Source organism: Pseudomonas sp. P4_B3 (assembly GCF_056402295.1).
The window spans coordinates 42767-68339 of sequence record NZ_JBFUHR010000024.1 but is presented as its reverse complement, the minus strand read 5'-3'; the positions used below and the strand labels follow the sequence as shown (position 1 = coordinate 68339).

Here is a 25573-nt window from a genome sequence, read left to right as displayed (position 1 = left end):
GCCGAAAAATAGCCGGGAATTGTACCTGATCCACGGCGCAAGCGTCACGTTTGCAGGTCAGACGGTGCCTACAAAAACGCCCCGGTCTTGCGACCGGGGCGTTCTAAATCGTCAAAGCGGTCGGAAAATGCCCGCCATCAGCCTGCTCGACGCAACAACCAGAGCCCCGCCAAGGCACAAATACCCGCCGGCAGCAGCACCGAAAGCAACGGCGGGAAGCCGAATACCAGGCTGGAAGGCCCCAGCAAATCCTGGACGATGCGGAAGGTGAAGCCCACCAGCACACCGGTGAATACACGCTGGCCGAGAGTTACCGAACGCAATGGACCGAAAATGAAGGAAATGGCCATCAACACCAACGCGGCAGTGACCAACGGCTGCAACACCTTGACCCAAAATGCCAGCCAGTAGCGGCCATTGTTCAGCCCCTGGTCTGCCAGATAGTGGATGTAACCCCACAAGCCGCTGATCGACAGCGACTCCGGCACCATGACCACGGTGTTCAGCAACTGCGGACTCAATGCGACTTCCCAACGCTCGATCGGGGTCGAAACCACTTCGGTGCTGCGCTCGTGGAACAGCGTGGTCGTGACGTCCGTCAACTGCCAGTGATCGGTGTCGAACTCGGCACGCTTGGCGAAGCTCGCCGACAGCATGTGCCGTTCGTTGTCGAAGCGATAACGGGTCACGCCATACAGGATGCCATTGGGTTGTACCGAGTTGACGTGAATGAATTCATCGCCCTGGCGGTGCCACAAGCCGTGCTTGGCGCTTTGTGCATCACCGCTGCCCTGGGCCAACGAGCGATTGGCTTGCGCGGTGGTTTCGGCAGGCGGCGCGATGTACTCGCCGACCAGCACACCGGCGAGCATCAATACCAGCATCGGCTTCATGACCGCCCAGACGATCCGGCCAATCGACACACCAGCGGCACGCATGATGGTCAGTTCACTGTTGCTGGCCAGGCTGCCCAGACCGATCAGGCAACCGATCAGCGCGGCCATCGGCATCATTTCGTACATCCGGCGCGGCGCGGTCAGCGTCACATAACTCAGAACATCGACCAGGGTGTAGGTATCGTTGACTTCACTCATCTCGTCGATGAAGGCAAACAGTGTCGCCAGACCAAGAATGATCCCGAGCACCGCCAGAATCGCAATCAACACACTGCTACCAATGTAGCGATCCAGCTTAACCACGGGCCACCTCCAGCGCGCTGCGGCGACTCGCCCTCTTCAAACGCAGGGGTTCCCAATAAAGCAGGCCCAGGCCAATGGCCAGGAAAATCCCGTGCACCCACCACAAGCCCAGCACCGCGGGGATCTTGCCCTTGTCGAGGGCACCGCGGGCGGCAATCAGAATGGTCAGGTAAAGCATATAAAGAAGAATCGCCGGCAGTAATTTGAGGAATCGGCCCTGACGCGGATTGACCCGCGACAGCGGCACCGCCATCAAGGTCACGATGAACACCAGCAATGGCAGTGACATGCGCCATTGCAACTCGGCGCGCAGGCGAATATCTTCACTGCCGATCAACTTACTGGTCGGCATCGCATCACGGTCGGTGACTTCGTCGCTGACGTCCGGTTTTGGCAGCAACACACCGTACTCGTCGTACTTGATCGCCCGGTAGTCGGCCTGCCCTGGATTACCGTCATAGCGATAGCCGTTATCAAGGATCAGGTAGCGGTTGCCGTCCGGGCGAATTTCCTGACGCCCCTTTTCTGCTACCAGGACAGAAATACCGCGATCCTTGTTATTGGAACTGATGTTTTTTTGCGAGATGAACACGCCCCCCAGATTGACGCGGTCATCGGTCATGCGCTCTGTGTAGGTGACCCGGGTACCGTCTCGCAGGGCCTGGAAACGCCCTGGCTCCAGGGTATCGAATTCGGTCAAGGCATCCTGCTTGTTCAGTAGCAACTGAAACTGATTGGCCCCCTGCGGCGCCAGGCTCAGGCTCAGCCACGCCACGATCAGTGCAACCAGGGTGGCCGGAAACATTGTCATCCAAACCAGCCGCTGCTGGCTCATGCCGGTGGCCGAGAGCACGGTCATTTCACTTTCGAGGTACAGGCGCCCGTAGGACAACAGGATCCCGAGAAACAGCCCCAGCGGCAGGATCAGCTGGAGGAAGCCCGGCAGACGAAAGCCCATGATCAGGAACAGCGACCCCGGATCCAGCAGCCCCGAGGCCGCCTGGGCGAGGTATTTGATGAAGCGACCGCTCATGATGATGACCAGCAGCACGGCGCTGACGGCGCTCAAGGTCAACAGGACTTCGCGGGATAGATAACGGAAGACGATCAAACCAGACACTCCAGGATTGTCAGGCTAAGGCGGCCAAACAAGCAAACGTATCGGACAGCCCGCAAGGCAGAGCCGCCGAAAAAAGATGGCGCATTATCCTGTGATTGGGTGCACCTGTCACTGCGCAATGCATTGGGGGTAGGTGTAGGAGCGAGCTTGCTCGCGATGGTCGTCAACGATTACGCGATAAGCCTCAAACCCCGAGACGGCCTCAGGTTCTTCGCTAGCAGGCTCGCTCCTACAATCGTACAACCGAGGGTTGTCAGCCGCCGGTAGCGAGGTTCAAACTGCGGCCTTTGTCGCCGGTCGATCCTGGCGCCTTTCTGTTTATAAGCAATCGACGCACATAAAGTGTCGGGCGCATGCGTGATAACCATCAATTCAGGGACCCGGACATGGAACTGGTTGTAAAAAGCGTCAACCCCGAAACGTTGAAGACCGCCACTCTCGTGGTCTCCGTCGGCGAAGGCCGCAAGCTGGGCGCGGTTGCCAGACAACTCGACGAACTGAGCGGCGGCGCGATCAGCGCAGTGCTCAAGCGCGGCGACCTGGCCGGCAAGGTTGGCCAGAGCCTGTTGCTGCACAGCCTGCCGAACCTCAAGGCCGAGCGCGTGCTGCTGGTCGGCGTTGGCAAAGACGACGAACTGGGTGACCGCCCGTTCCGCAAAATCATCGCCGGCATCCTCAATACCCTCAAAGGTTTGGGCGGCAACGACGCTGTGCTGGCCCTGGATGAAGTGGTCGTCAAAGGCCGCGACAGCTACGGCAAGACCCGCCTGCTGGCCGAAACCCTGATCGATGGCGAATACCAGTTCGACCAGTTCAAGAGCCAGAAAGCCGAACCCCGCGCCCTGAAGAAAATCACCCTGCTGACCATCAAGGCGGCTCAAGCTGAAGTGCAGCGCGCCGTGGCCCACGCCACTGCCATCGCCAACGGCATGGCTTTCACCCGCAACCTGGGCAACCTGCCGCCGAACATCTGCCACCCGACCTTCCTCGGAGAGCAGGCGAAAGACCTGGGCAAAGAATTCAAGGACCTGAAAGTCGAAGTCCTCGACGAGAAGAAGATCAAGGCCCTGGGCATGGGCTCGTTCTACGCCGTCGGCCAGGGCAGCGCCCAGCCGCCGCGCCTGATCGTCATGCAGTACAACGGCGGCAAGAAATCCGAGAAGCCGTATGCGCTGGTCGGCAAAGGCATCACCTTCGACACTGGTGGCATCAGCCTCAAGCCGGGCGCCGGCATGGATGAAATGAAGTACGACATGGGCGGCGCCGCCAGCGTGTTCGGTACCCTGCGTGCCGTGCTTGAGCTGAAGCTGCCGATCAACCTGGTGTGCATCCTGGCCTGCGCCGAAAACATGCCGAGCGGCAACGCTTCGCGCCCGGGCGACATCGTCACCACCATGAGCGGCCAGACCGTGGAAATCCTCAACACCGACGCCGAAGGCCGTCTGGTGCTGTGCGATGCACTGACCTACTCCGAGCGCTTCAAGCCGCAAGCGGTCATCGACATCGCGACCCTGACCGGCGCCTGCGTGGTCGCGCTGGGTTCCCACACATCGGGCCTGCTGGGCAACAACGACGAACTGATCGACCAACTGCTGAGCGCCGGTAAGGCTGCCGACGACCGCGCCTGGCAACTGCCGCTGTTCGATGAGTACCAGGAACAGCTGGACAGCCCGTTCGCCGACATCGCCAACATTGGCGGCCCGAAAGCCGGCACCATCACCGCGGCCTGCTTCCTGTCGCGCTTCACCAAGAACCTGAACTGGGCGCACCTGGACATCGCCGGCACCGCCTGGACCAGCGGCGGCAAGGACAAGGGCGCCACTGGCCGCCCGGTTCCCCTGCTAACCCAGTACCTGCTGGACCGCGCCAAAGCCTGAAACCGATGATGGGCGGCGGCGTCACTTTCCGGTGACGCCGTTTGCCGCTCTGGAACCGCAATGACCAAAGTCGACTTCTATATCCTGCCCAGCGCCGATCCTTCGGCACGCCTGGACTTTGCCTGCAAGCTCACCGAGAAAGCCTGGCGCATGGGCCACCGCATCTACCTGCATTGCAGCGATGCGGCCCAGCGTGACGATCTCGATGCGCGGCTGTGGACGTTCAAGGGCGAAAGCTTCGTGCCCCATGGCCCTGCCGACAGCGAACCTGACGGCTTGATTGTTTTGGGGGTGGGCGATGACTGCGGTCAGCATCAGGATTTGCTGGTCAATCTCGACCTGAAAGTCCCGGCCTTCGCCAACAGGTTCGCCAGAGTGGCGGAAGTGGTGGTGGAGGATCCAACGATCAGAGCGGCCGCGCGGGAGAGTTTCCGTTTCTACCGCGAACAGGGCTATCCTCTGCAAGATCACCGTTTACAGCGACTCTGAGCCTTCCAATGGACACTCCAAAACCGCTGCAACAGTCCGCGCACCTGCTGGACGACCTTGAGTCGATCCGCCAATTGCTCGGCGATGACAACCTGCAACCGCCCCTGCTGACCGACACGGTCGAGGACGGCGACCAGGAACAGATTCCGATGTTGTTCGACGCCGTGAGCGAGCCTTCGCCACCTGTCGAACCAACACCTGCTGCTCCCGCCGTAGAACCAGCAGCGACGCCAGTCGCCAGCAAGAAGCCGGACGACTTGCTGCACCTGGACAGCGAATTGCGCGCTGCCGCGGAGCTGATCATGCAAGACGTGATCGACGACTTCGCTCCGCATATCGAAACCGAAATCAAACGCCGACTCAGTGCACGGCTTGAGCGGTTGTTGAGCCAGTACAACGACTGAACAGCTTGCGGGGGGAGCTCGCTCCCACAAAAAGCTCCCCGCCACAGGTTGAATCTTCAGGTACTGAGATAGCGCCCGATCAACGCGATCCCGCTGGCAAGTACCAGCCACGTCACCAGGCGTATGAACGCCTCGCGGGACAAGCGCATGGTCAGCCTTCGACCGAACCACAGCCCCAGCACCATGGCCGGCAACAGACAAACCGCCAGCGCCAGCAAGGGCAGATCGGCATACACACCGGCGATGGCAAACAGGCTCAAACGCACCACCGTACTGCAACTGATCAGCGCACTCTGGGTGGCCCGGGCCGCCTCCTTGGGCAAACGGCTGTTCAAATAGATCGCATAGAGAAAGCCGCCGCTGCCAAACAACGCGCCAAACATTCCGCCCACCGTCCCCATCGGCAGCGCCCATACGGCAGACAATTGCGTCGGGCGGGTTTTGATCCACAGGCTGTAAATCGCATAGGCGCTGATAAACACCCCCATCAACAACAGCAACAGATCGGACTTGAGGTTCAGCAGGAAAATCACCCCCAGCGTGCACCCCACCGCCATGCAGGGCAGTAACCGCAACAGCTCCGGCCTGGCGACATCACGCCGCGAAGGCAACAGATTGCCGAATGCCGCGACGAAATCGAGCAGCACCAGCAAGGGCACGATCTTCGACAGCGGCATGAACAGAATCAGGATCGGCCCCGCCACCAGCGCGGTGCCAAAACCGGCGATGCCGAACACGATGTAGGCCAGGGCGATGCCCGCACCGATGATCAGCCAGTCCATGGCGCTGAAGGGCCATTGGTTTAACAATTCAACCAGCATTTCACTCAATCCCTGTAGGAGCTGCCGAAGGCTCCTACAAGGGATCGTGCATTCAGTTGGAAAATGCCTTTAAACTGCGCCCCATGATTAAAGATCCCTTTTCAAGACTCGGCCTGGACCGTGAGGTCCTGACCGTCAGCCAGCTCAATGGCCGCGCGCGGGTGTTGCTCGAAGACGTGTTCAGCAACATCTGGGTCGAAGGTGAAATCTCCAACCTCGCCCGTCCGGCTTCGGGCCATGTGTACTTCACCCTCAAGGACAGCGGCGCCCAGGTCCGTTGCGCACTGTTCCGGCAGAACGCGGCACGGATTCGCCAGGCACTGAAGGACGGGCTCGCGGTCAAGGTGCGCGGCAAAGTCTCGCTGTTCGAAGGGCGCGGTGATTATCAACTGATCCTCGATACTGTGGAGCCGGCCGGTGATGGCGCCTTGCGCCTGGCCTTCGACGCACTCAAGGAAAAACTCAGCGCCGAAGGCCTGTTCAGTGCCGAGCGCAAGGTCCCGCTGCCGGCGCACCCGCAACGCATCGGCATCATCAGTTCGCCCACCGGGGCGGTGATCCGCGACATCATCAGCGTGTTCCGCCGTCGCGCACCGCAGGTGCAGTTGACCCTGATCCCCACCGCCGTACAGGGCCGCGAAGCCACCGCGCAGATTGTCCGTGCCCTGAAACTGGCAGATGCCCGGGGTTTTGACGCACTGATCCTGGCCCGGGGCGGCGGTTCGCTGGAAGATCTCTGGTGCTTCAACGAAGAAGCCGTGGCCCGCGCCGTAGACGCTTGCGTGACGCCGATTGTCAGCGCGGTCGGCCATGAAACCGACGTGTCGATCAGCGACTTCGTGGCCGACGTTCGCGCGCCCACCCCTTCCGCTGCCGCCGAATTGCTGGCACCGGACTCCAGCGATCTGGTGCGTCGGGTCGAAAGCCTGCACCGACGGTTGGTGATGCGCATGCGTGACCGCTTGATGCGCGATCGACTACGCCTGGAAGGCATTTCCCGGCGCCTGCGTCATCCCGGCGAGCGCCTGCGCCAGCAAGCACAACGCCTGGATGACCTGGACATGCGCATGCGCCGCGCGTTCGAGCGCAGCCTCAACACCCGTCGCGAACGCTTGATCCGCCTGGAAACCCGTCTGGCCGCACAACATCCCGGCCGGCAACTGGCAATGCTTCGCCAGCGCCTCGACAGCCTGGCCGAGCGCTTGCCGCGCGCCATCCGCGAAGGGCTGAAGAACCGTCGCCTGCAATTGCACAGCCAGATGCAGACACTGCATGTGGTCAGCCCGTTGGCGACCCTCGGCCGTGGTTACAGCATTTTGCTGGACGAGCGCGGCAACGCGATCCGCAACGCTGCGCAAACCCATAACGGCCAGCGTCTCAAGGCCAAGTTGGGCGAAGGCGAACTGCAAGTGCGGGTCGAAGACAATCACCTGACGCCCGTCACCCTTTCTTTATTGGATTAATCTATGCCGCGTTTTCTCAGCGTCCTGTTTCTGCTATGCCTGACGTTCAATGCCCACGCCGACAGTTACATCACCCGCCTGCTGAACAAACCAGTGCCCGGTGGAGTTGCGGTGGTCAATCTAGGCCCGTCAGCACAAGCACCAAAAGTCAGTTACCAGGGCAAAGCCGTGCTGGTGGTCAAGGAGCAGAACGACTGGCTTGCGATTGTCGGCGTCCCCCTGACCGTCAAACCCGGCAGTCAGCAGATCAGCAGCGGCGATCGCAACCTGGCGTTCAACGTCGGTAGCAAGAAGTACCCCGAACAGCACATTACGTTGAAGAACAAGCGCCAGGTCAATCCGAACCCGGACGATCAGAAACGCATTGATCAAGAAATCCCTTTGCAACTGGGTGCCTACCGAAGTTTCAGTCCCAATACCCCCAGCAACCTGTTGTTGGACAAACCCGTTAACGGACCACTATCGAGCAAGTTCGGCGTACGCCGGTTCTTCAACGGCGAAGAACGCAATCCCCATGCAGGACTGGATTTCGCCGTGCCAACCGGTACCCCGATCAAGACCCCCGCCGGCGGCAAAGTGATCCTGACAGGCGACTACTTCTTCAACGGCAACACCGTATTCGTTGACCACGGCCAGGGTTTTATCAGCATGTTCTGCCACATGTCGAAGATTGACGTAAAAGTTGGCCAGCAACTGGCCCGAGGGGAAGTGGTGGGGAAAGTCGGTTCGACCGGCCGCGCGACTGGGCCGCACTTGCATTGGAATATCAGCCTCAATGAGACTCGGGTGGACCCGGCTATTTTCATCGGCGCATTCCAGCCATAGATGTCACGATGTGGATTGCGCATGACGAACTGTCTGCGCAATACCCATAAACAATCCCATAGAAACAGAAGATAAAATCTCGCAAAAAAAGACTTTTCGAGTATTCCTCTCAATTTTTTTCGACTGCTTGCCAACCTTCACCCCCGCGGTTAGGGTTGAAGGCATGAAAACCTCTCACACCCTCATTCAGCTCCGCCAGCACCGCAGCCTGTGCCTCGTCAGTGCACGACTGCCGGGCTGAATCGTGGTGCCTCGTCCCAAGCGTTACTCCAAGAACTTTTGATCCACCGGCAGGCCGCCTTTTTTCGGCCCACACAATAAGGATTTCCTGATGAGCATGCTCAAAGACCCGTCTTCGAAATACCGCGCGTTCCCGACCATCGACATTCCGGACCGCACCTGGCCGTCGAAAACCATCACCGCCGCGCCGATCTGGTGCAGCTCCGACCTGCGTGACGGCAACCAGTCGCTGATCGAGCCGATGGACGCCGTCAAAAAGCTGCGCTTCTGGAAAACCCTGGTGCAGGTCGGCGTGAAGGAAATCGAAGCGTCGTTCCCGGCCGCCTCGCAAACCGACTTCGACTTCGTTCGCACCCTGATCGAAGGCAAACACATCCCGGACGACACCACCATCCAGGTGCTGACCCAGGGTCGTGAAGACCTGATCGAACGCACCTTCGAATCCCTGCGCGGCGCGAAGAAAGCTATCGTTCACCTGTACAACGCGACCTCCCCTTCCTTCCGCCGCATTGTCTTCAACCAGGACAAGGACGGGGTCAAGGCCATCGCCGTGAACGCCGCCAAGCTGTTCGTCAAATACGCGGCCATGCAGCCGGACACCGAGTGGACCTTCGAATACTCGCCAGAAACCTTCAGCGCCACCGAAATGGAGTTCGCCAAGGAAGTCTGCGACGCGGTGATCGAAGTCTGGAACCCGACGCCCGAGCACAAGATGATCCTCAACCTGCCGGCCACGGTGGAATGCGCGACGCCGAACATCTATGCCGACCAGATCGAATGGTTCGGCCGTCACATCAACCGTCGTGACAGCGTGATCATCAGCCTGCACACCCACAACGACCGTGGTACTGGCGTTGCCGCCACCGAACTGGGCCTGATGGCTGGCGCCGACCGTGTCGAAGGCTGCCTGTTCGGCAACGGCGAGCGTACCGGTAACGTCGACCTCGTGACCGTGGCCCTGAACCTCTACACCCAGGGTGTGAACCCTGAGCTGGACTTCTCCGACATCGACGGCGTGCGTAAAGTCGTCGAAGAGTGCAACCAGATCCAGGTGCACCCGCGTCACCCGTACGTCGGCGACCTGGTGCATACCGCGTTCTCCGGCTCGCACCAGGACGCGATCCGCAAGGGCTTCGCCCAGCAGAAACCGGATGCACTGTGGGAAGTGCCATACCTGCCAATCGACCCGGCCGACATCGGCCGCAGCTACGAGGCGGTCATCCGCGTCAACAGCCAGTCGGGCAAGGGTGGTATCGCCTACCTCCTGGAACAGGAATACGGCATCAGCCTGCCGCGTCGCATGCAGATCGAGTTCAGCCAGGTCGTGCAGCGTGAAACCGACCGCCTGGGTCTGGAAATGACCGCCCAGCAAATCCACGCATTGCTGCACAGCGAGTACTTGCAGGCCAACACCCCGTACGCGCTGGTCAGCCATCGCCTGCAGGAAGAAAATGGTCACAGCGCCGTTGAAGTGGAAGTGGCCAGCCAAGGCCAGGGCGAGACCAACCTGCACTGGCGTGGCAAGGGCAACGGCGCCCTGGAAGCGCTGGTGGCCGGCTTGCCGGTACCGGTGGAAATCATGGACTACAACGAGCACGCCATCGGCGCGGGCACCAATGCCAAGGCCGCGGCCTACATTGAACTGCGTGTGAACGGTGAACGTGCGGTGCATGGCGTCGGCATCGACGAAAACATCACCACCGCCAGCTTCAAGGCCCTGTTCAGTGCGCTGAACCGTTCGCTGAGCCAGCCGGAAGCGAAAGCGGCGTAACCATCGCTGAAATGCAAAAGGCCCCGGGGTGTGAACCTCGGGGCCTTTTTTGTTTGTGCGATTTTAAGATCAAAAGATCGTCCGAACGCGGCCCGAGCCTTCGGCAGCTCCTACATTGGAATGCGATCCCCTGTAGGAGCTGCCGAAGGCTGCGATCTTTTTGGACTCACCGAAATATCAGGTGAACTCGAAGGTATCGGCATCCAGATTCGCCGGAAACCGCGTGCGATACGCCGCCAGCTCCACCGCATCCAAAGTCACCTTGAACACCCCATCAGCCTCTCCCGCACTGAGCAACGTCTCCCCCTGAAAATCCAGCACCTGGCTGTCACCGGTGTACGCGAAGCCTTTGCCATCCGTGCCAATGCGGTTCACTGCTGCCACATAGCACAGGTTCTCGATCGCCCGCGCCGGCAGCAAGCGGTTCCAGTGCTGGCGCCGTGCTCCTGGCCAGTTGGCGGTGTACAGCAGCAGATCAGTGTCCTGGGCGTCACGACTCCACACCGGGAAACGCAAGTCGTAGCAAATCAGCGGTCGCACGCGCCAGCCCTTGAGCTCGAACTGCACCTGGCGCTCGCCGGGGGTGTAGTGGTTGTGCTCGCCGGCCATGCGGAACAGATGACGCTTGTCGTAATGCAGCACCTCACCGTCCGGTCGCGCCCACAGAAGGCGATTGCGATGGCTGCCATCGGCTGCCTGAACGATCACGCTGCCGGTAATCACCGCATCAAGTTTCGCCGCCTGAGCCCGCAGCCATTTGCTGGTCGGACCATTTTCCGCTTCAGCGAGGGTTTCGGACTCCATGGAAAAACCGGTGGTGAACATCTCCGGCAGGATGATCAGGTCAGCGCCACGAGCCTGCTCCAGCAATGGCTCGAAATGCTCCAGATTGGCCTGACGGTCGTGCCAGGCCAGGGACGTCTGGATCAGCGCCACGTTCAGATTGGGCAATGCACTCAGATCACGCATAGTTTTTCCGCTGCCTCCCGCAGGGTCTCCTCACGCTTGGCAAAGCACAGCCGCACCAGGCGCTGGCCGACCGGTGGCGCCTGGTAGAACACCGAGATCGGGATACTGGCCACGCCATGCTCGCGCGTCATCCACAGGGCCATCTCGACGTCATTGAGGTCCGGGCGGATCTGCGAGTAATCGACCAACTGGAAATAGGTGCCGGTCACCCGGGTGAAACTGAAACGCGACGGCGCCAGCAGATCACAGAACAAATCGCGCTTGGCCTGATAGAAACCCGGCAGCTCTTCGACGTGTTCCGGGTATTCGGCCATGAAGTCGGCCAAGGCATATTGCAGCGGCGTCACACCACAAAAATTCACGTACTGGTGCACCTTGCGCAACTCCGCCGTGAGGGCCGGTGGCGCGACAACGTAGCCGGTTTTCCAGCCTGTGACGTGATAGGTCTTGCCGAACGAGCTGACTACGAACGCACGCTGATACAGCTCTTCATGGGCCAGCACGCTGACATGGGGAACACCGTCATACACCAGGTGCTCGTAGACTTCGTCGCTGATCACATAAATGTCGCGATCGCGGATCAAGGCTGCCAACTGGTCGAGTTCGGCACGGCTGATCAACGCACCACTAGGGTTGTGCGGGGTGTTGAGAATGATCATCCGCGTGCGCGGGCTCAGTGCCTGGGCAAGCTTCTCGAAGTCGATACTGAAGTCGTTCAGGCCCAGTTGCACATGCACGCAACGACCGCCGGCCAGCTCTACCGAAGGCTCGTAGCTGTCGTAGGCCGGGTCAAACACAATGACTTCGTCACCGCTGTGGATAACCGCCTGAATGGCACAGAAAATCGCCTCGGTCGCGCCGGGGGTGACCGTCACTTCAGTATCCACATCCACCTGCGCGCCATAACTGCGGGCGATCTTCGCCGCGATCTGCTGACGCAACACCGGCAGCCCGGTCATTGGCGAATATTGGTTATGGCCGCTGGCGATATGCCGGCCGACCGCATCGCACAGGGCCTGCGGGGCCGCGAAATCGGGAAAACCCTGGGACAGATTGAGCGCGCCGGTCTGTGCCGCGAGCTGAGACATCTGAGTGAAGATAGTGATGCCGACATTCGGCAGCTTGCTGGTGATCATCGGTGGTTCCCTGCTCTACACCCGGCTCTACGGCGGCGCGGGGGAGTCCGAGGATAGCCCAAACGGCGCCCATAAAAAAAGGGCGCTCTGGTGAGCACCCTTCTTATCGCCGAACCCTGCGGCAGCTCCTACAAAAGCACGCCCCAGAACGCTCGAATCAGCGCTTGTCGCGGCGCTTCTTGTCGGCTTTCTTGTGGTGCGACATCAAACGACGCTTCTTGTTGACCTGACGGTCGGTGAGCGTGTTCTTGTTGCCTTCGTACGGGTTCTCGCCACCCTTGAACTCGATGCGGATCGGCGTACCGACCAGCTTCAGCACACGGCGGTAAGTGTTTTCCAGATAGCGAACGTACGACTTCGGCACTTTCTCGATCTGGTTGCCGTGGATCACGATGATCGGCGGGTTCGCGCCACCCAAGTGGGCGTAACGCAGCTTGATCCGGCGGTTGTTGACCATCGGAGGGGCGTGCTCACCGACCGCATCTTCCAGGATCTGGGTCAGGCGGTTGGTCGGCCAGCGGGTGACCGCGGACTTGAACGAGTTCTGTACCGACGCGTAGAGGTTGCCCACGCCGGTGCCGTGCAGTGCCGAGATAAAGTGAATATCGGCAAACTCGACGAAGAACAGGCGACGCTGCAACTCGATCTTGACGAAGTCGCGCTCGCTCGGCGTCATGCCGTCCCACTTGTTGATCGCGATGACCAACGCACGACCGGCCTCAAGGGCAAAGCCCAGCAGGTTGAGGTCGTGGTCCACCACACCTTCGCGGGCGTCCATCACGAAGATCACCACGTTGGCGTCTTTGATCGCTTGCAGGGTTTTGACCACGGAGAACTTTTCGACTTCTTCGTGGATCTTGCCGCGCTTGCGCACACCGGCGGTGTCGATCAGCGTGTACTTCTCGTCGTTACGCTCGAACGGGATGTAGATACTGTCGCGGGTGGTGCCGGGTTGGTCGTAGACGATTACCCGGTCTTCCCCGAGCATGCGGTTGACCAAGGTCGACTTGCCGACGTTCGGACGGCCGATGATCGCGATCTTGATCCCGTCTTTTTCGCTTGGGCCAGGAATGCGCTTGGCTTCCTCGCCTTCGGCGACGTCTTCTTCCTCGCCTTCTTCCAGCTCGTCTTCGTCTTTCGGGAAGTCACTCAGTGCGATTTCCAGCATCTGAGTAATGCCACGACCATGAGCGCCAGCGATCGGGATCGCGTGTCCCATGCCCAACGGAGCGAATTCGGCGCGGGCCATTTCCGGGTCGATGTTGTCGACCTTGTTGGCGACCACGTAGGAACGCTTGTTACGTTTGCGCAAATGCTCGGCGATCATCTGGTCGGCGGCGGTGAAACCGGCCTTGGCATCTACCAGGAACAGCACGACATCGGCTTCTTCAATGGCCAGCAGCGACTGCTCGGCCATCTTTTCGTCCATACCATGTTCGTCACCGGAGATGCCGCCGGTGTCGATCAGAATGTAGGAACGCCCTTGCCACTTGGCCTCACCGTACTGGCGATCACGGGTCAGACCGGACAAGTCGCCGACGATGGCGTCGCGAGTCCTGGTCAGGCGGTTGAACAAGGTGGACTTGCCGACGTTTGGTCGGCCCACCAGGGCGATTACGGGAACCATGCGGCTCTCCACTTCGTTATTTCAGAAAATACAAAAGCCGCTGCGAGGCAGCGGCTGGTGCTCGGGGCAACGCCTGAAAGCGCTGCAAACCCCGGAAATCCGGAGCCGCCTGGGGTGTTAACCCCAAGCATAGTTCTTACTTGATGGTCAGGGCTTCCAGTTTGCCGCTGTTGCCATATACATAAATCGTGTCACCCATCACCAGCGGACGGGCACGCAGGCCGTCGCTGTCGATGCGCTCGCGGCCGACGAAACGACCGTCCACCTGACTCAGCAGGTGCAGGTAACCTTCCAGGTCACCGACTGCAACGTAGCTGGAGAACACTTCCGGGGCCGACAGTTGACGACGGGCCAGCGAATCGTTGCTCCACAAGGCTGTGGTGGAACGCTCGTCGACGCCTTCAACGGTGCCCGAAGACAGGCTCACATAAACGGTACCGAAACCCTGGGCGACACCGGCGTAGCTGGAAGCATCACGCTGCCAGAGCTGACGGCCGCTTTGCAGGTCCAGAGCGGCAACGCGCCCCTGATAGCTGGCGACATACAGCGTCTCGCCCGACAGCAGCAAGCCACCGTCGATATCGACCACACGCTCCAGCTCCGAACGACCTTGCGGGATCGCTACGCGCTGTTCCCACACCGGTACGCCGTTGGTGATATCCACGGCAACCACTTTACCGGTCGACAGGCCAGCCACCGCGAGGCGGTTGGTCACGATCGGTGCACTGGTGCCACGCAGGGTCAGTACCGCAGGAGTGCTGTCATAGATCCAGCGACGGTTACCGGTGGAGGCATCCAGGCCGATCAGGCGATCATCCTGGGTCTGAACCACCACAACGTCACCGTTGTTGGCTGGCGGTGCCAGTACTTCGCTGGACACGCGAGCGCGCCACTTCTCTTCACCGTTGATGGCGTCCAGGGCAACGATTTCACCCTTGAGCGTACCGATGGTGACCAGACCGTAACCTACGCCAACGGCGCCGGAGACAGGCAGCTCGAGATCTTTCTTCCATTTGACGTCGCCGGTGTTGCGGTCCATCGCCATCAACACGCCAGTGACGTCGGCGGCATAGATGGTATCGCCATCGATGGCCGGAACCAGCATGTTGTAGGTTTCGCCCTGACCGTCACCGATCGAACGACTCCACTGCTTGTGCAGAACCACTTCTTCCTTGAAGTCGACCAGTTCGGCCGGAGGCAGTTCTTTTTTGCTGTTGCTGCTGCAACCCGCGGCCAACAAGGCCAGAGCCAGCAATGCTGCATGTTTCCAACGAATCACGTCACGCATCCCCTTTGGCCAGGTCGTCCAGCTTGATTTGCAGGCCACCGACCGCCGCTTCATCCGACAGAGCCGCCTTGGCTTTTTGATACGCCGCGCTCGCCTCATCGGTACGCCCCAACTGCACCAGCAGGTCGCCCTTGAGCTCTTCGCGAGTGGCCAGGAATGCCTTGTCGGCATCGCCGTCGAGCAACTTCAGTGCTTCGTCGGGCTTGTTCTGCGCACCGAGCACCTGGGCCAGACGCTGACGGGCGATTTCGCCCAGCGCCGGGTTGGCCGGCTTGGCGACGATGGCTTTGAGCTCGCTGGCCGCGTCGTCCAGCTTGCCGCTGTCGACCGCAACCTTGGCCACGAACAGGCTGCCGTACTGCGCGTAGGCGCTGCCGCCGAACTCGCTGTTGAGCTTGCCGGCCAGGTCCGAAACACGGGCCGCATCAGGCTTGCCATCAGGCGTCAACGTGGTTTCGAGCAATTGCTGATAGAGAATCGAGGCGCCTTGCGACTGATTGCTCTGATACTTGTGGAACGCCTGCCAGCCGAACACGATGACCAGCGCCAACAGGCCGCCAGTGACCAGGGGCTTACCGTTGCGTGACCACCATTCCTTCAATTCCGCCACATGTTCGTCTTCGGTACTCGACACCCCAATACTCCTTAATCGCTAATTCGGCTGTTTAGACAGCTTCAACCCTGCACGACGCAGGTGGCCAGGTGTGCTGCAAGCGCATCCCAGGCAATGCTTTGTTGTTCGCCCTGGCCACGCAGGGGCTTGAAACCTACCACTTGCTGGGCCATTTCGTCGTCACCGAGGATCAGCGCATACAGCGCACCGCTCTTGTCGGCCTTCTTGAACTGGCTTTTGAAACTGCCGGCGCCGGCATTCACTTGCAGGCGCAGGTTGGGCAACTGATCACGAACGCGCTCTGCCAGGATCAGCCCGGCGAGCTCGGCGGCTTCACCGAAGGCGCAGAGGTAGACGTCGACCTGACGGGAGATCTCCTGCGGGATCTGCTCCAGGGTTTCGAGCAACAGCACCAGGCGTTCGATGCCCATGGCAAAGCCAACGCCGGCGGTCGGCTTGCCGCCCATCTGCTCCACCAGACCGTCGTAACGGCCACCGGCACACACGGTGCCCTGGGCGCCAAGCTTGTCGGTGACCCACTCGAAAACGGTCTTGCTGTAGTAATCCAGCCCGCGAACCAGCTTCGGGTTGATCACGTAAGGAATGCCGGCGGCGTCCAGGCGAGCCTTGAGGCCCTCGAAATGCACACGGGATTCTTCGTCGAGGTAGTCGGCCATTTTCGGCGCATCGACCAATACCGCCTGGGTGTCGGCATTCTTGGTATCAAGAACCCGCAGCGGGTTGGTCTTCAGGCGGCGCTGGCTGTCTTCGTCCAGCTTGTCCAGATGCCGGGACAGGAACTCGACCAGTGCTTCGCGATAACGACCACGGGATTCGCTGGTGCCCAGGCTGTTGAGCTCGAGCTTGACCGCATCGCGGATGCCCAGTTCGCCCCACAGGCGCCAGGTCAGCACGATCAGCTCGGCGTCGATGTCCGGACCGTCGAGGTTGAACACTTCGACACCGATCTGGTGGAACTGGCGATAACGGCCTTTCTGCGGACGCTCGTGGCGGAACATCGGGCCGATGTACCAGAGTTTCTGCACCTGGCCGCCACCGGTGATGCCGTGCTCCAGCACTGCGCGCACACAGGCCGCCGTGCCTTCAGGGCGCAGGGTCAGGGAGTCGCCGTTGCGGTCGTCGAAGGTGTACATCTCTTTTTCGACGATGTCGGTCACTTCACCGATGGAACGCTTGAACAGTTCGGTGAACTCGACGATCGGCATGCGGATCTGCTTGTAACCGTAGTTATCCAGCAGGCGCGAAACGGTGCCTTCGAAATGACGCCACAGGGGGGTCTGCTCGGGCAGGATGTCGTTCATGCCACGAATGGCTTGCAGAGACTTGCTCACTTTAAATCCTTAAATTCGTTCGGCTCTTCAGTCAGGTTCAGCCGCGCGCAATAACGGCAGCGTCAGCTTCGACCTTTTCGGCCGCTTTCTGGCGGATCAAGCGTTCAAGCTCATCCACCAGATTGTCATTCGTCAGTTTCTGCGACGGCTTGCCGTCGATGTAAATCAGGTTCGGCGTACCGCCGGTCAAGCCGATATGGGCTTCCTTGGCTTCGCCCGGGCCGTTGACCACGCAACCGATGACCGCGACATCCAGCGGCACCAGCAAATCTTCGAGGCGCCCTTCCAGCTCGTTCATGGTCTTGACCACATCGAAATTCTGCCGCGAGCAGCTCGGGCAGGCGATGAAGTTGATGCCACGGGAACGCAGGTGCAGGGACTTGAGAATGTCGTAGCCGACTTTCACTTCCTCGACCGGGTCGGCCGCCAGCGAGATGCGGATAGTATCGCCAATCCCTTCGGCGAGCAGCATACCGAGGCCCACGGCAGATTTCACCGTGCCGGAACGCAAACCACCGGCTTCAGTGATGCCCAGGTGCAGCGGCTGGACGATTTCCTTGGCCAGCAGGCGGTAGGCTTCGACGGCCATGAACACGTCGGACGCTTTCACGCTGACCTTGAAATCCTGGAAGTTCAGGCGTTCAAGGTGCTCGACGTGACGCAAGGCAGACTCGACCAGCGCAGCCGGGGTCGGCTCGCCGTATTTCTTTTGCAGGTCTTTTTCCAGGGAGCCGGCGTTCACACCGATACGGATCGGGATCCCGCGGTCACGGGCGGCATCCACCACCGCACGCACGCGGTCTTCGCGACCGATGTTGCCCGGGTTGATCCGCAGGCAATCGACACCCAGTTCGGCTACGCGCAAAGCGATCCGGTAATCGAAGTGAATGTCGGCAACCAGGGGCACCTTGACCAGCTGCTTGATCTTGCCGAAGGCTTCGGCAGCGTCCATGTCCGGTACGGAGACCCGCACGATATCGACGCCGGCCGCTTCCAGGCGATTGATTTGCGCGACAGTGGCCGCGACATCGTTGGTGTCGCTGTTGGTCATGCTCTGCACAGCGATAGGTGCATCGCCGCCAACAGGCACGTTACCGACCCAGATCTTGCGGGATTCGCGACGTTTGATTGGAGATTCGCCGTGCATGACTTATTGACCCAACTTCAGGCGAGCAGTCTCGCCACTGGTGAACGGAGCGACATCAACCGGCTGGCCGTTGTAGCTGACCTGAGCGCCGCGGGCAAAGCCCAGACGCACGGTAAACGGTGGTTTACCATTGACTGCCAGGCTGGCGCCTTTGCGCTTGAGACCGCTGAACAGTACCTTGCCACTACCGTCGGTCACTTGTGTCCAGCAATCGGCGGTGAACTGCACCTGAACCTGGCCTTGACCGGCCACTGGCGCGGTTACCGCTGGAGCAGGAGCGCTCGGGGCTGCCGGAGCAGTCGCGACCGGGGCAGCAGGCGCTGCCGGGGCGGGAGTTGCCGGAGTCACTGGTGCTGCGACAACTGGCGCTGAATTGTGAGCAGGCGCGACTGGAGTGGCCGGCACCGCCGGTGCAGTCGCCTGAGCTTCTGCCGGAGTGTCGGCCTGTGGCAGTGCGAGGACGGTTCCGCCTTCGGTCTGACCTTCCACGACAGCCTGGTCTTCCGGCTCGTCCAGCGGATGAATCTGCGTAGTACCGTCGGCGCCTTCGACTTCAACGTGTTCCGGAACCAGCCCGATCAGGTCCTTGGTACGCATCGAGGTCTGATCCTGCCACCAGACGAAACCGCCACCGATCACCGCGATCAGCAACAGCAGGCTGACGATTCGCAGGATCGTGTGAGAGACCCGGACCGGTTCTTCGATACGACCCAGACTGTGAACACTGCTGCCCTGGGAGTCGGTACCGGTGGATTGATCGAATTGCTGGACCAGTACGGCCTGGTCCATGCCGAGCAATTTGGCATAGGCACGAATGTAACCACGGGCAAAAGTATGCCCGGGCAGCTTGTCGAAAGCGCCGGCTTCCAGATTGCTCAAGGAAGTGGGGGTGAGGTTGAGCTTGAGGGCCACTTCGGCCAGCGACCAGCCATTGCTTTCGCGGGCCTGGCGCAAAGTCTCACCGGGGTTTACGCGATTCGCTGCTACAACTTCGGGATGCGCCGCTTTCATCATTGCTCCGACAGGTATTGCTGATATTCCGGTGTACCGGGATAGAGTCTTTTTAGTTGCAGGCCGGCACTTGCGGCCTTGTCGCGGTCGTCAAACACTTTTGCCAGCCGAACGCCGAGCAATAGACTACGTGCATTTTGTTCAGTGAGCTGGCTAAAACGGTCGTAATAGTCACGCGCGGGCACATAATGCCTGTCTTCGTAAGACAACTCAGCCATTTCCAGCAATGCACGAGGTTGTTGGCGGTTCAGGCGCAGGGCTTTTTCCAGTTGCTGCTGGGCCAAATCGCGCTGACCGAGCATCGCAGCGGTCATGCCCAGGTTCTCGAACACCCGCGAACGCTCAGGATACAGGGTATCGGCTGCGGCTTGTTCAAAGCGCTCGTAGGCTTCCTTGTAACGCTTCTGCTCGAACAGAAAACTGCCGTAATTATTGAGGATTCGTGCATCGGCGGGACGGGAAGACAGCGCCTTGCGGAAATGCTCATCGGCAAGTTCCGGTTCCATCTCGGCCTGGAACACCAGCCCCAGCGTCGCGTTGGCATCAGGGTCGGAGCCATCCAGTTCCAGCGCTTTTTTCAACGGGACCTTGGCGCGCTCGGTCATCCCCTGCTGCAAATACCCGATACCCAGCTGAACGTACGCCTCACGCGCTTCATCGCGGCCCTTGCTGGTCTTCATCGGGCTGTAGTCGCCCGAAAGCACGCAGCCAGCACACAGGCTGGCCAACAGCAAAAGCAGCGCAAAGCGCAGGGACATAGAGTTCCTCTCTTGGTTATTTCGCGGCGTCTTGCGCTACATCGTTGTCGGCGTTGAGTTCACGCACGGCGATATAACGTTCGCTGCGACGGGTGCGATCCAGCACCTGCCCTACCAATTGACCACAGGCGGCGTCGATGTCCTCACCACGGGTGGTGCGGACGGTGACATTGAAACCTGCATGGTGAAGCTGATCCTGAAAACGACGAATCGCATTATTGCTCGGACGCTCGTAACCGGAATGCGGGAACGGGTTGAACGGGATCAGGTTGATCTTGCACGGGATGTTCTTGAGCAGCTCGATCATTTCCACCGCGTGCTCGACCTTGTCATTGATATCTTTGAGCAAGGTGTACTCGATGGTCAGCACGCGCTTTTCGCCGAGATTCGACATGTAGCGCTGGCACGACTCGAGCAGCATCTTAAGCGGATACTTCTTGTTGATCGGCACCAATTGGTTACGCAATGCGTCATTCGGTGCGTGCAGGGACAACGCCAGGGAGACGTCGATGTGCTTGGAGAGCTCATCGATCATCGGCACCACGCCGGAGGTCGACAGGGTCACACGGCGCTTGGAAATGCCGTAGCCCAGGTCGTCCATCATCAGATGCATGGCCGCGACGACGTTGTCGAAGTTCAGCAGCGGCTCACCCATGCCCATCATCACCACGTTGGTGATGGCACGGTCGACGGTTGCCGGGACGCTGCCAAAGGATTTGTTGGCAATCCACACCTGACCGATGACTTCGGCGGCGGTGAGGTTGCTGTTGAAGCCTTGCTTGCCGGTGGAGCAGAAACTGCAATCCAGGGCACAGCCTGCCTGGGACGAAACGCACAAGGTGCCGCGCTTGCCCTGGGGAATGTACACGGTCTCGACGCAGCTGCCGGACGCCACGCGCACCACCCATTTACGGGTGCCGTCGGTGGAAATGTCCTCGCTGACCACTTCAGGACCGCGAACTTCAGCAATCACCTTGAGCTTGTCGCGCAAGGCCTTGCTGACGTTCGTCATGGCGTCGAAATCATCGACGCCAAGGTGGTGAATCCATTTCATTACCTGACCGGCACGGAAACGCTTCTCCCCGATTGAGTCGAAGAATTTTTCCATTTCCTGTTGAGTCAGACCCAGCAGGTTGGTTTTTACAGTCGATGTAGTCATGGATTCACCTTCACTCTTAAGCCAATGCTTAGCGAGTGGTTACTTCAGTAGCTGCGAAGAAGTACGAGATTTCGCGAGCGGCAGCGGCTTCGGAGTCCGAACCGTGCACAGCGTTGGCGTCGATGGAATCAGCGAAGTCAGCGCGGATGGTGCCGGCAGCAGCTTCTTTAGGGTTGGTAGCGCCCATCAGCTCACGGTTCAGAGCGATAGCGTTTTCGCCTTCCAGAACCTGAACGACAACCGGACCGGAGATCATGAAAGCAACCAGGTCGTTGAAGAAACCACGAGCGCTGTGCTCAGCGTAGAAGCCTTCAGCTTCAGCTTTGGACAGTTGCTTCAGTTTCGAAGCTACAACGCGCAGGCCAGCTTTTTCGAAACGAGTGGTGATCTCGCCGATAACGTTTTTTGCAACAGCGTCAGGCTTGATGATGGAGAAAGTACGTTGAACAGCCATGGTGTAACTCCAGAAACGGTAATTTACGAAAAATTAAACCCGCGAATTATACGCGGGTTCTTGGGTATTGCCTAACCTGCAGCGTGGCTCAGTCGCGTTCTTCGATCCAGTGGGCCTGAATGGCCTCCAGAATCTTTTCGCCACAATGCTCAGGCATGTCGTCGAAATCGGGCAACTCCATCACCCATTTACGCAGATCGACGAAGTTGACCGACATAGGGTCCACGTCGGGCTTGCTTTCAGCCAGCTGGATCGCGATCTCCAGCACATCAGTCCACTTGAGTTTCATGACAATTCCTTGAATCAGTGTGCTGCTTCGGCTGCGTGGTTGAGCGAGTACTTCGGAATTTCGACGGTCAGGTCTTCGGTACCGACCTTGGCCTGGCACCCCAAACGCGACTCACGCTCAAGACCCCAAGCCTTATCAAGGTAGTCTTCTTCCAGCTCGTCGGCCTCTTCCAGCGAATCGAAACCCTCGCGGATGATGCAGTGGCAAGTGGTGCAGGCGCAGACACCGCCACAGGCACTTTCCATCTCGATATGGTGCTCATGGGCCAGCTCGAGGATGGACGTACCGGTCTCAGCCTCTACAACCATGCCTTCAGGGCAGAACTTCTCGTGTGGCAGAAAAATGACCTGCGGCATCGTTATTCCTCAATCTCATTCAGGTTGCGCCCCGCCAGCGCGGCTTTCACCGTCGAGTCCAGGCGGCGGGCAGCAAAGGCGTCGGTCACTTGCGACAGACGCTTGGTCTGCTGCTCGATGGCATAACCATCGGTACCTTTCATCAGTTCGGTCAGTTCCTGCACCTGCATGTCGATGACCAGGCGCTCTTCGGCGTCGAGCAAGCGCTCGCCATCCGCCTCCAGAGCAGCCTGCACCGCCTCGATCAGGCGCTGGGCGTCGACCTGCTGCTCGCGCAATACGCGGGCAACCTTGTCGTCATTGGCGTGCTGGAACGAATCCTTGAGCATTTTGGCGATTTCGCCGTCGGTCAGACCGTAGGACGGCTTGACCTGGATGCTGGCCTCGACGCCCGAACCCAGTTCGCGGGCGGAAACACTGAGCAGACCGTCGGCATCGACCTGGAAGGTCACGCGAATCTTCGCCGCGCCAGCCACCATCGCCGGAATCCCGCGCAACTCGAAGCGTGCCAGGGAGCGGCAGTCGCTGATCAGCTCACGCTCGCCCTGCAATACGTGGATGGCCATGGCCGACTGGCCGTCTTTATAAGTGGTGAAGTCCTGGGCGCGGGCGACGGGGATGGTGGTGTTGCGCGGAATCACCTTCTCCATCAGGCCGCCCATGGTTTCCAGCCCCAGGGACAACGGAATCACGTCGAGCAGCAGCAATTCGCTGCCATCACGCTTGTTACCGGCCAACGTATCGGCCTGGATCGCAGCGCCAATCGCTACCACTTGATCCGGATCGATTTCTGTCAGCGGCTCACGGCCGAAGGCTTCGGCGACGGCGTCACGAACGCGAGGAACGCGAGTCGAACCACCCACCATGACCACGGCATGCACGTCTTCCAGCTCGATACCGGAATCACGAACAGCGCGGCGGCAGGCCTTCAGGCTGCGGGCAACCATCGGCTCGATCAGCGCATTGAAGGCTTCACGAGTGAGTTCAGCCTTCCAGTCGCCATAAGCGACTTCGACGCTCGCAGAGTTGGTCAGCGCTTCTTTTGCCGCACAAGCAGTCTGCAGCAGGTTGCGTTGCACGCCCGGGTCGAGATCGGCGGACAGGCCAGCGCTCTCGATGATCCAGCCAGCGATCGCGTGGTCGAAGTCGTCGCCGCCCAGGGCGCTGTCGCCGCCGGTAGCCAGGACTTCGAAGACACCGCCGGTCAGGCGCAGAATCGAAATATCGAAGGTGCCGCCGCCCAGGTCGTAAATCGCGACCAGGCCTTCGGCGTGCTGGTCCAGACCGTAAGCCACGGCTGCCGCGGTCGGCTCATTGAGCAAGCGCAGCACGTTCAGACCTGCCAGCTTGGCCGCATCCTTGGTGGCTTGACGCTGAGCGTCGTCGAAATAGGCCGGAACGGTGATCACCGCGCCCACCAGTTCGCCGCCCAAGGTCGCTTCGGCGCGTTGACGCAGGACCTTGAGGATATCGGCGGAGACTTCGACCGGGCTTTTCGGGCCCTGGATCGTGTCGATGAACGGCATGTGCGACTCGCCGCCGACAAAGCGGTACGGCAACTGATCGCCCAACTGCTTGACGTCGGACAGACCACGCCCCATCAAGCGCTTGACCGACAGCACGGTGTTCAACGGATCGGTGGCGGCGGCCAGTTTGGCGGATTCGCCAACCTCGACGCGATCAGCGTGGTAGCGCACGGCAGACGGCAGGATGACCCGCCCTTCTGCGTCGGCAAGCGGCTCGGAAAGACCACTGCGCAATGCAGCGACCAGCGAATTGGTAGTGCCCAAGTCGATCCCCACAGCCAGACGACGCTGGTGCGGTTGAGGACTTTGGCCGGGTTCGGCGATCTGCAGTAGGGCCATCGTTATCAGGACTTATCTGTATATCAGGCGTGCGACCGGAGCGGCACTGGGTTAATCGTCGAGGCGCTCTTCTAACTGGCGCACTTCGTAGGTGAGCTTGTCGAGAAACTGCATGCGCCGCATCAGGCGCTCGGCCTGCTCACGTTGCGCTGCATCATTCCAGCAAGCCGCGAAGCTTTGGTTCAGTACATCCTGAGCGGTTTTCAAGCGACGCTTGAACGCTGCAACACCGGCCAAATCGGCACTGTCTTGCAGGTCTTCGAGCTCTTCACGCAACTCCATCTGCTGCAGAAGAAACTCCGGATCATGCACCGTGACCTCCAGCGGCAGCTCGCCACCATTCAAGGCGAGCAGGTAACGCGCGCGCTTGGGTGGACTCTTGAGCGTCTGGTAGGCCTCGTTGAGGCTCGCGGATTGCTCCAGCGCCAACCGCTGCTCGCGCTCGGAAGCGTCAGCAAAGCGGTCCGGATGAACGCCGCGCGCCAACTCTCGGTAGCGCGTAGCCAGCTGATCGAGGTCCAGATTGAAACTCGGTTGCAGCTCGAATAAAGCGAAATGACAAGGAGTACCCACGACAAGCCTCAGATGTTGAAGCTTTCGCCGCAGCCACATTCACCGCGCACGTTGGGGTTGTTGAACTTGAAGCCTTCGTTCAACCCTTCCTTGACGAAATCGAGCTCGGTGCCGTCCAGGTAGGCCAGGCTTTTCGGGTCGATGATCACTTTTTCGCCGTGACTTTCGAACACCTGGTCCTCTGCAACCACCTCGTCGACAAACTCCAGCACGTAGGCAAGGCCGGAACAGCCTGTGGTGCGAACACCCAGACGAATCCCTTCACCTTTGCCGCGCCCGTCGAGGGAGCGCCGCACGTGTCGAGCAGCCGCTTCTGTCATGCTGATAGCCATCGGTGACTCCTTACTCGTCGCCAAAACTCGAAAATCAGATCAAGCCTTTCTTCTGCTTGTAATCGCGAACAGCCGCCTTGATGGCGTCTTCAGCGAGTACCGAGCAGTGGATTTTCACTGGCGGCAGGGCCAGTTCTTCAGCCAGCTGGGTGTTCTTGATGGTTTCCGCTTCGTCCAGGGTCTTGCCCTTCATCCACTCGGTGGCGAGGGAGCTGGAAGCGATTGCCGAACCGCAGCCATAGGTCTTGAACTTGGCATCTTCGATGATGCCGGCGTCGTTGACCTTGATCTGCAGGCGCATCACGTCGCCGCACGCCGGAGCGCCGACCATGCCGGTGCCGACATCAGGGTCTTCCGCGTCCATCTTGCCGACGTTGCGCGGGTTTTCGTAGTGGTCGATGACCTTTTCGCTGTAAGCCATGATTCTTAATCCTC

Annotated in this window: 26 protein-coding genes and 1 pseudogene; 7 read left to right on the top strand and 20 right to left on the bottom strand. The window is 60.1% G+C overall.

Features of this window, described 5'->3' with window-relative positions:
• Positions 1-137: 137 nt before the first annotated feature.
• Both lptG and lptF read right to left on the bottom strand, forming a co-directional pair.
• Positions 138-1199 carry an LPS export ABC transporter permease LptG gene (gene lptG, locus AC1DWG_RS25090; RefSeq protein WP_477763303.1) on the bottom strand — a complete coding sequence of 354 codons (1062 nt, stop codon included), beginning with the start codon at positions 1197-1199 and terminating at the stop codon, positions 138-140.
• Entirely contained in the window at positions 1192-2310 is a 1119-nt protein-coding gene (gene lptF, locus AC1DWG_RS25085) for an LPS export ABC transporter permease LptF (protein ID WP_477763302.1), read from the bottom strand. Before lptF ends, lptG begins: the two co-directional genes overlap by 8 nt.
• 165 nt (positions 2311-2475) lie before the next feature.
• Between lptF and AC1DWG_RS25080 the strand changes: the two are divergent.
• The 4 genes and pseudogenes from AC1DWG_RS25080 to AC1DWG_RS25065 all read left to right on the top strand — a co-directional run.
• A pseudogene (locus tag AC1DWG_RS25080) lies at positions 2476-2556 on the top strand (outer membrane lipoprotein carrier protein LolA); the annotation flags it as partial.
• Between the two features lie 149 nt (positions 2557-2705).
• Positions 2706-4196: a leucyl aminopeptidase gene (locus AC1DWG_RS25075; RefSeq protein WP_477763337.1), complete on the top strand. Its 1491-nt coding sequence runs from the start codon at positions 2706-2708 to the stop codon at positions 4194-4196.
• 60 nt (positions 4197-4256) lie between these two features.
• Positions 4257-4685 (top strand): DNA polymerase III subunit chi, encoded by a 429-nt coding sequence (locus AC1DWG_RS25070; protein ID WP_477753523.1) that lies wholly within the window; start codon positions 4257-4259, stop codon positions 4683-4685.
• 8 nt (positions 4686-4693) lie between these two features.
• Positions 4694-5089 (top strand): DNA polymerase III subunit chi, encoded by a 396-nt coding sequence (locus AC1DWG_RS25065; protein ID WP_477753524.1) that lies wholly within the window; start codon positions 4694-4696, stop codon positions 5087-5089.
• 56 nt (positions 5090-5145) lie between these two features.
• Here the strand turns inward: AC1DWG_RS25065 and AC1DWG_RS25060 are convergent, their stop codons facing one another.
• Complete coding sequence (locus AC1DWG_RS25060; RefSeq protein WP_477763301.1) at positions 5146-5910, bottom strand: sulfite exporter TauE/SafE family protein; 765 nt, start codon at positions 5908-5910, stop codon at positions 5146-5148.
• A gap of 83 nt (positions 5911-5993) precedes the next feature.
• Here AC1DWG_RS25060 and xseA point away from each other — a divergent pair, with 83 nt between their 5' ends.
• The 3 genes from xseA (at position 5994) to leuA (ending at position 10209) form a co-directional block, all read left to right on the top strand.
• Complete coding sequence (gene xseA, locus AC1DWG_RS25055; protein ID WP_477788472.1) at positions 5994-7373, top strand: exodeoxyribonuclease VII large subunit; 1380 nt, start codon at positions 5994-5996, stop codon at positions 7371-7373.
• A 3-nt stretch (positions 7374-7376) separates the two neighbouring features.
• Complete coding sequence (locus AC1DWG_RS25050) at positions 7377-8198, top strand: peptidoglycan DD-metalloendopeptidase family protein (RefSeq protein WP_477763300.1); 822 nt, start codon at positions 7377-7379, stop codon at positions 8196-8198.
• A gap of 331 nt (positions 8199-8529) precedes the next feature.
• A complete protein-coding gene (leuA, locus tag AC1DWG_RS25045) occupies positions 8530-10209 on the top strand; it encodes a 2-isopropylmalate synthase (protein ID WP_477753528.1) in 1680 nt (559 codons plus the stop codon).
• A gap of 177 nt (positions 10210-10386) precedes the next feature.
• Here the strand turns inward: leuA and AC1DWG_RS25040 are convergent, their stop codons facing one another.
• The 17 genes from AC1DWG_RS25040 to iscU form a co-directional block, all read right to left on the bottom strand.
• Positions 10387-11178 (bottom strand): amidohydrolase, encoded by a 792-nt coding sequence (locus AC1DWG_RS25040; RefSeq protein ID WP_477754691.1) that lies wholly within the window; start codon positions 11176-11178, stop codon positions 10387-10389.
• The gene (locus AC1DWG_RS25035) at positions 11166-12314 is read right to left on the bottom strand and encodes a pyridoxal phosphate-dependent aminotransferase (protein ID WP_477788471.1); all 1149 of its coding nucleotides are present in this window, start codon (positions 12312-12314) and stop codon (positions 11166-11168) included. The genes AC1DWG_RS25040 and AC1DWG_RS25035 overlap by 13 nt, the downstream gene beginning before the upstream one ends.
• A 157-nt stretch (positions 12315-12471) precedes the next feature.
• Entirely contained in the window at positions 12472-13941 is a 1470-nt protein-coding gene (gene der / locus AC1DWG_RS25030; RefSeq protein WP_477763297.1) for a ribosome biogenesis GTPase Der, read from the bottom strand.
• A 136-nt stretch (positions 13942-14077) separates the two neighbouring features.
• Complete coding sequence (bamB, locus tag AC1DWG_RS25025) at positions 14078-15229, bottom strand: outer membrane protein assembly factor BamB (RefSeq protein WP_477754693.1); 1152 nt, start codon at positions 15227-15229, stop codon at positions 14078-14080.
• Positions 15222-15863 (bottom strand): YfgM family protein, encoded by a 642-nt coding sequence (locus tag AC1DWG_RS25020; RefSeq protein WP_477754694.1) that lies wholly within the window; start codon positions 15861-15863, stop codon positions 15222-15224. The genes bamB and AC1DWG_RS25020 overlap by 8 nt, the downstream gene beginning before the upstream one ends.
• Positions 15864-15904: 41 nt before the next feature.
• Positions 15905-17194 (bottom strand): histidine--tRNA ligase, encoded by a 1290-nt coding sequence (hisS, locus tag AC1DWG_RS25015; protein ID WP_477754695.1) that lies wholly within the window; start codon positions 17192-17194, stop codon positions 15905-15907.
• A gap of 37 nt (positions 17195-17231) precedes the next feature.
• Positions 17232-18341, bottom strand: a complete 1110-nt coding sequence (gene ispG, locus AC1DWG_RS25010; RefSeq protein WP_003185136.1) for a flavodoxin-dependent (E)-4-hydroxy-3-methylbut-2-enyl-diphosphate synthase — start codon at positions 18339-18341, stop codon at positions 17232-17234.
• Positions 18342-18344: 3 nt separating this feature from the next.
• Positions 18345-19352 (bottom strand): RodZ domain-containing protein, encoded by a 1008-nt coding sequence (locus AC1DWG_RS25005; protein WP_477763296.1) that lies wholly within the window; start codon positions 19350-19352, stop codon positions 18345-18347.
• Positions 19352-20110 carry a type IV pilus biogenesis/stability protein PilW gene (gene pilW / locus AC1DWG_RS25000; protein WP_477788470.1) on the bottom strand — a complete coding sequence of 253 codons (759 nt, stop codon included), beginning with the start codon at positions 20108-20110 and terminating at the stop codon, positions 19352-19354. The genes AC1DWG_RS25005 and pilW overlap by 1 nt, the downstream gene beginning before the upstream one ends.
• Before the next feature lie 16 nt (positions 20111-20126).
• Positions 20127-21269, bottom strand: coding sequence for a dual-specificity RNA methyltransferase RlmN (gene rlmN / locus AC1DWG_RS24995; RefSeq protein ID WP_477754698.1), 1143 nt, complete (start codon positions 21267-21269; stop codon positions 20127-20129).
• Positions 21270-21297: 28 nt separating this feature from the next.
• A complete protein-coding gene (gene ndk / locus AC1DWG_RS24990) occupies positions 21298-21723 on the bottom strand; it encodes a nucleoside-diphosphate kinase (RefSeq protein WP_007903599.1) in 426 nt (141 codons plus the stop codon).
• Between the two features lie 88 nt (positions 21724-21811).
• A complete protein-coding gene (gene iscX, locus AC1DWG_RS24985) occupies positions 21812-22012 on the bottom strand; it encodes a Fe-S cluster assembly protein IscX (protein WP_007973999.1) in 201 nt (66 codons plus the stop codon).
• A 14-nt stretch (positions 22013-22026) separates the two neighbouring features.
• Entirely contained in the window at positions 22027-22368 is a 342-nt protein-coding gene (gene fdx, locus AC1DWG_RS24980; protein ID WP_477763295.1) for an ISC system 2Fe-2S type ferredoxin, read from the bottom strand.
• A gap of 2 nt (positions 22369-22370) precedes the next feature.
• Positions 22371-24233 (bottom strand): Fe-S protein assembly chaperone HscA, encoded by a 1863-nt coding sequence (gene hscA / locus AC1DWG_RS24975; RefSeq protein ID WP_477754700.1) that lies wholly within the window; start codon positions 24231-24233, stop codon positions 22371-22373.
• A gap of 51 nt (positions 24234-24284) precedes the next feature.
• The gene (gene hscB / locus AC1DWG_RS24970) at positions 24285-24806 is read right to left on the bottom strand and encodes a co-chaperone HscB (protein WP_477754701.1); all 522 of its coding nucleotides are present in this window, start codon (positions 24804-24806) and stop codon (positions 24285-24287) included.
• A gap of 8 nt (positions 24807-24814) precedes the next feature.
• Positions 24815-25138 (bottom strand): iron-sulfur cluster assembly protein IscA, encoded by a 324-nt coding sequence (gene iscA, locus AC1DWG_RS24965; RefSeq protein ID WP_003227904.1) that lies wholly within the window; start codon positions 25136-25138, stop codon positions 24815-24817.
• A gap of 34 nt (positions 25139-25172) precedes the next feature.
• Positions 25173-25559: a Fe-S cluster assembly scaffold IscU gene (gene iscU / locus AC1DWG_RS24960; protein ID WP_007974006.1), complete on the bottom strand. Its 387-nt coding sequence runs from the start codon at positions 25557-25559 to the stop codon at positions 25173-25175.
• Between the last annotated feature and the right edge of the window lie 14 nt (positions 25560-25573).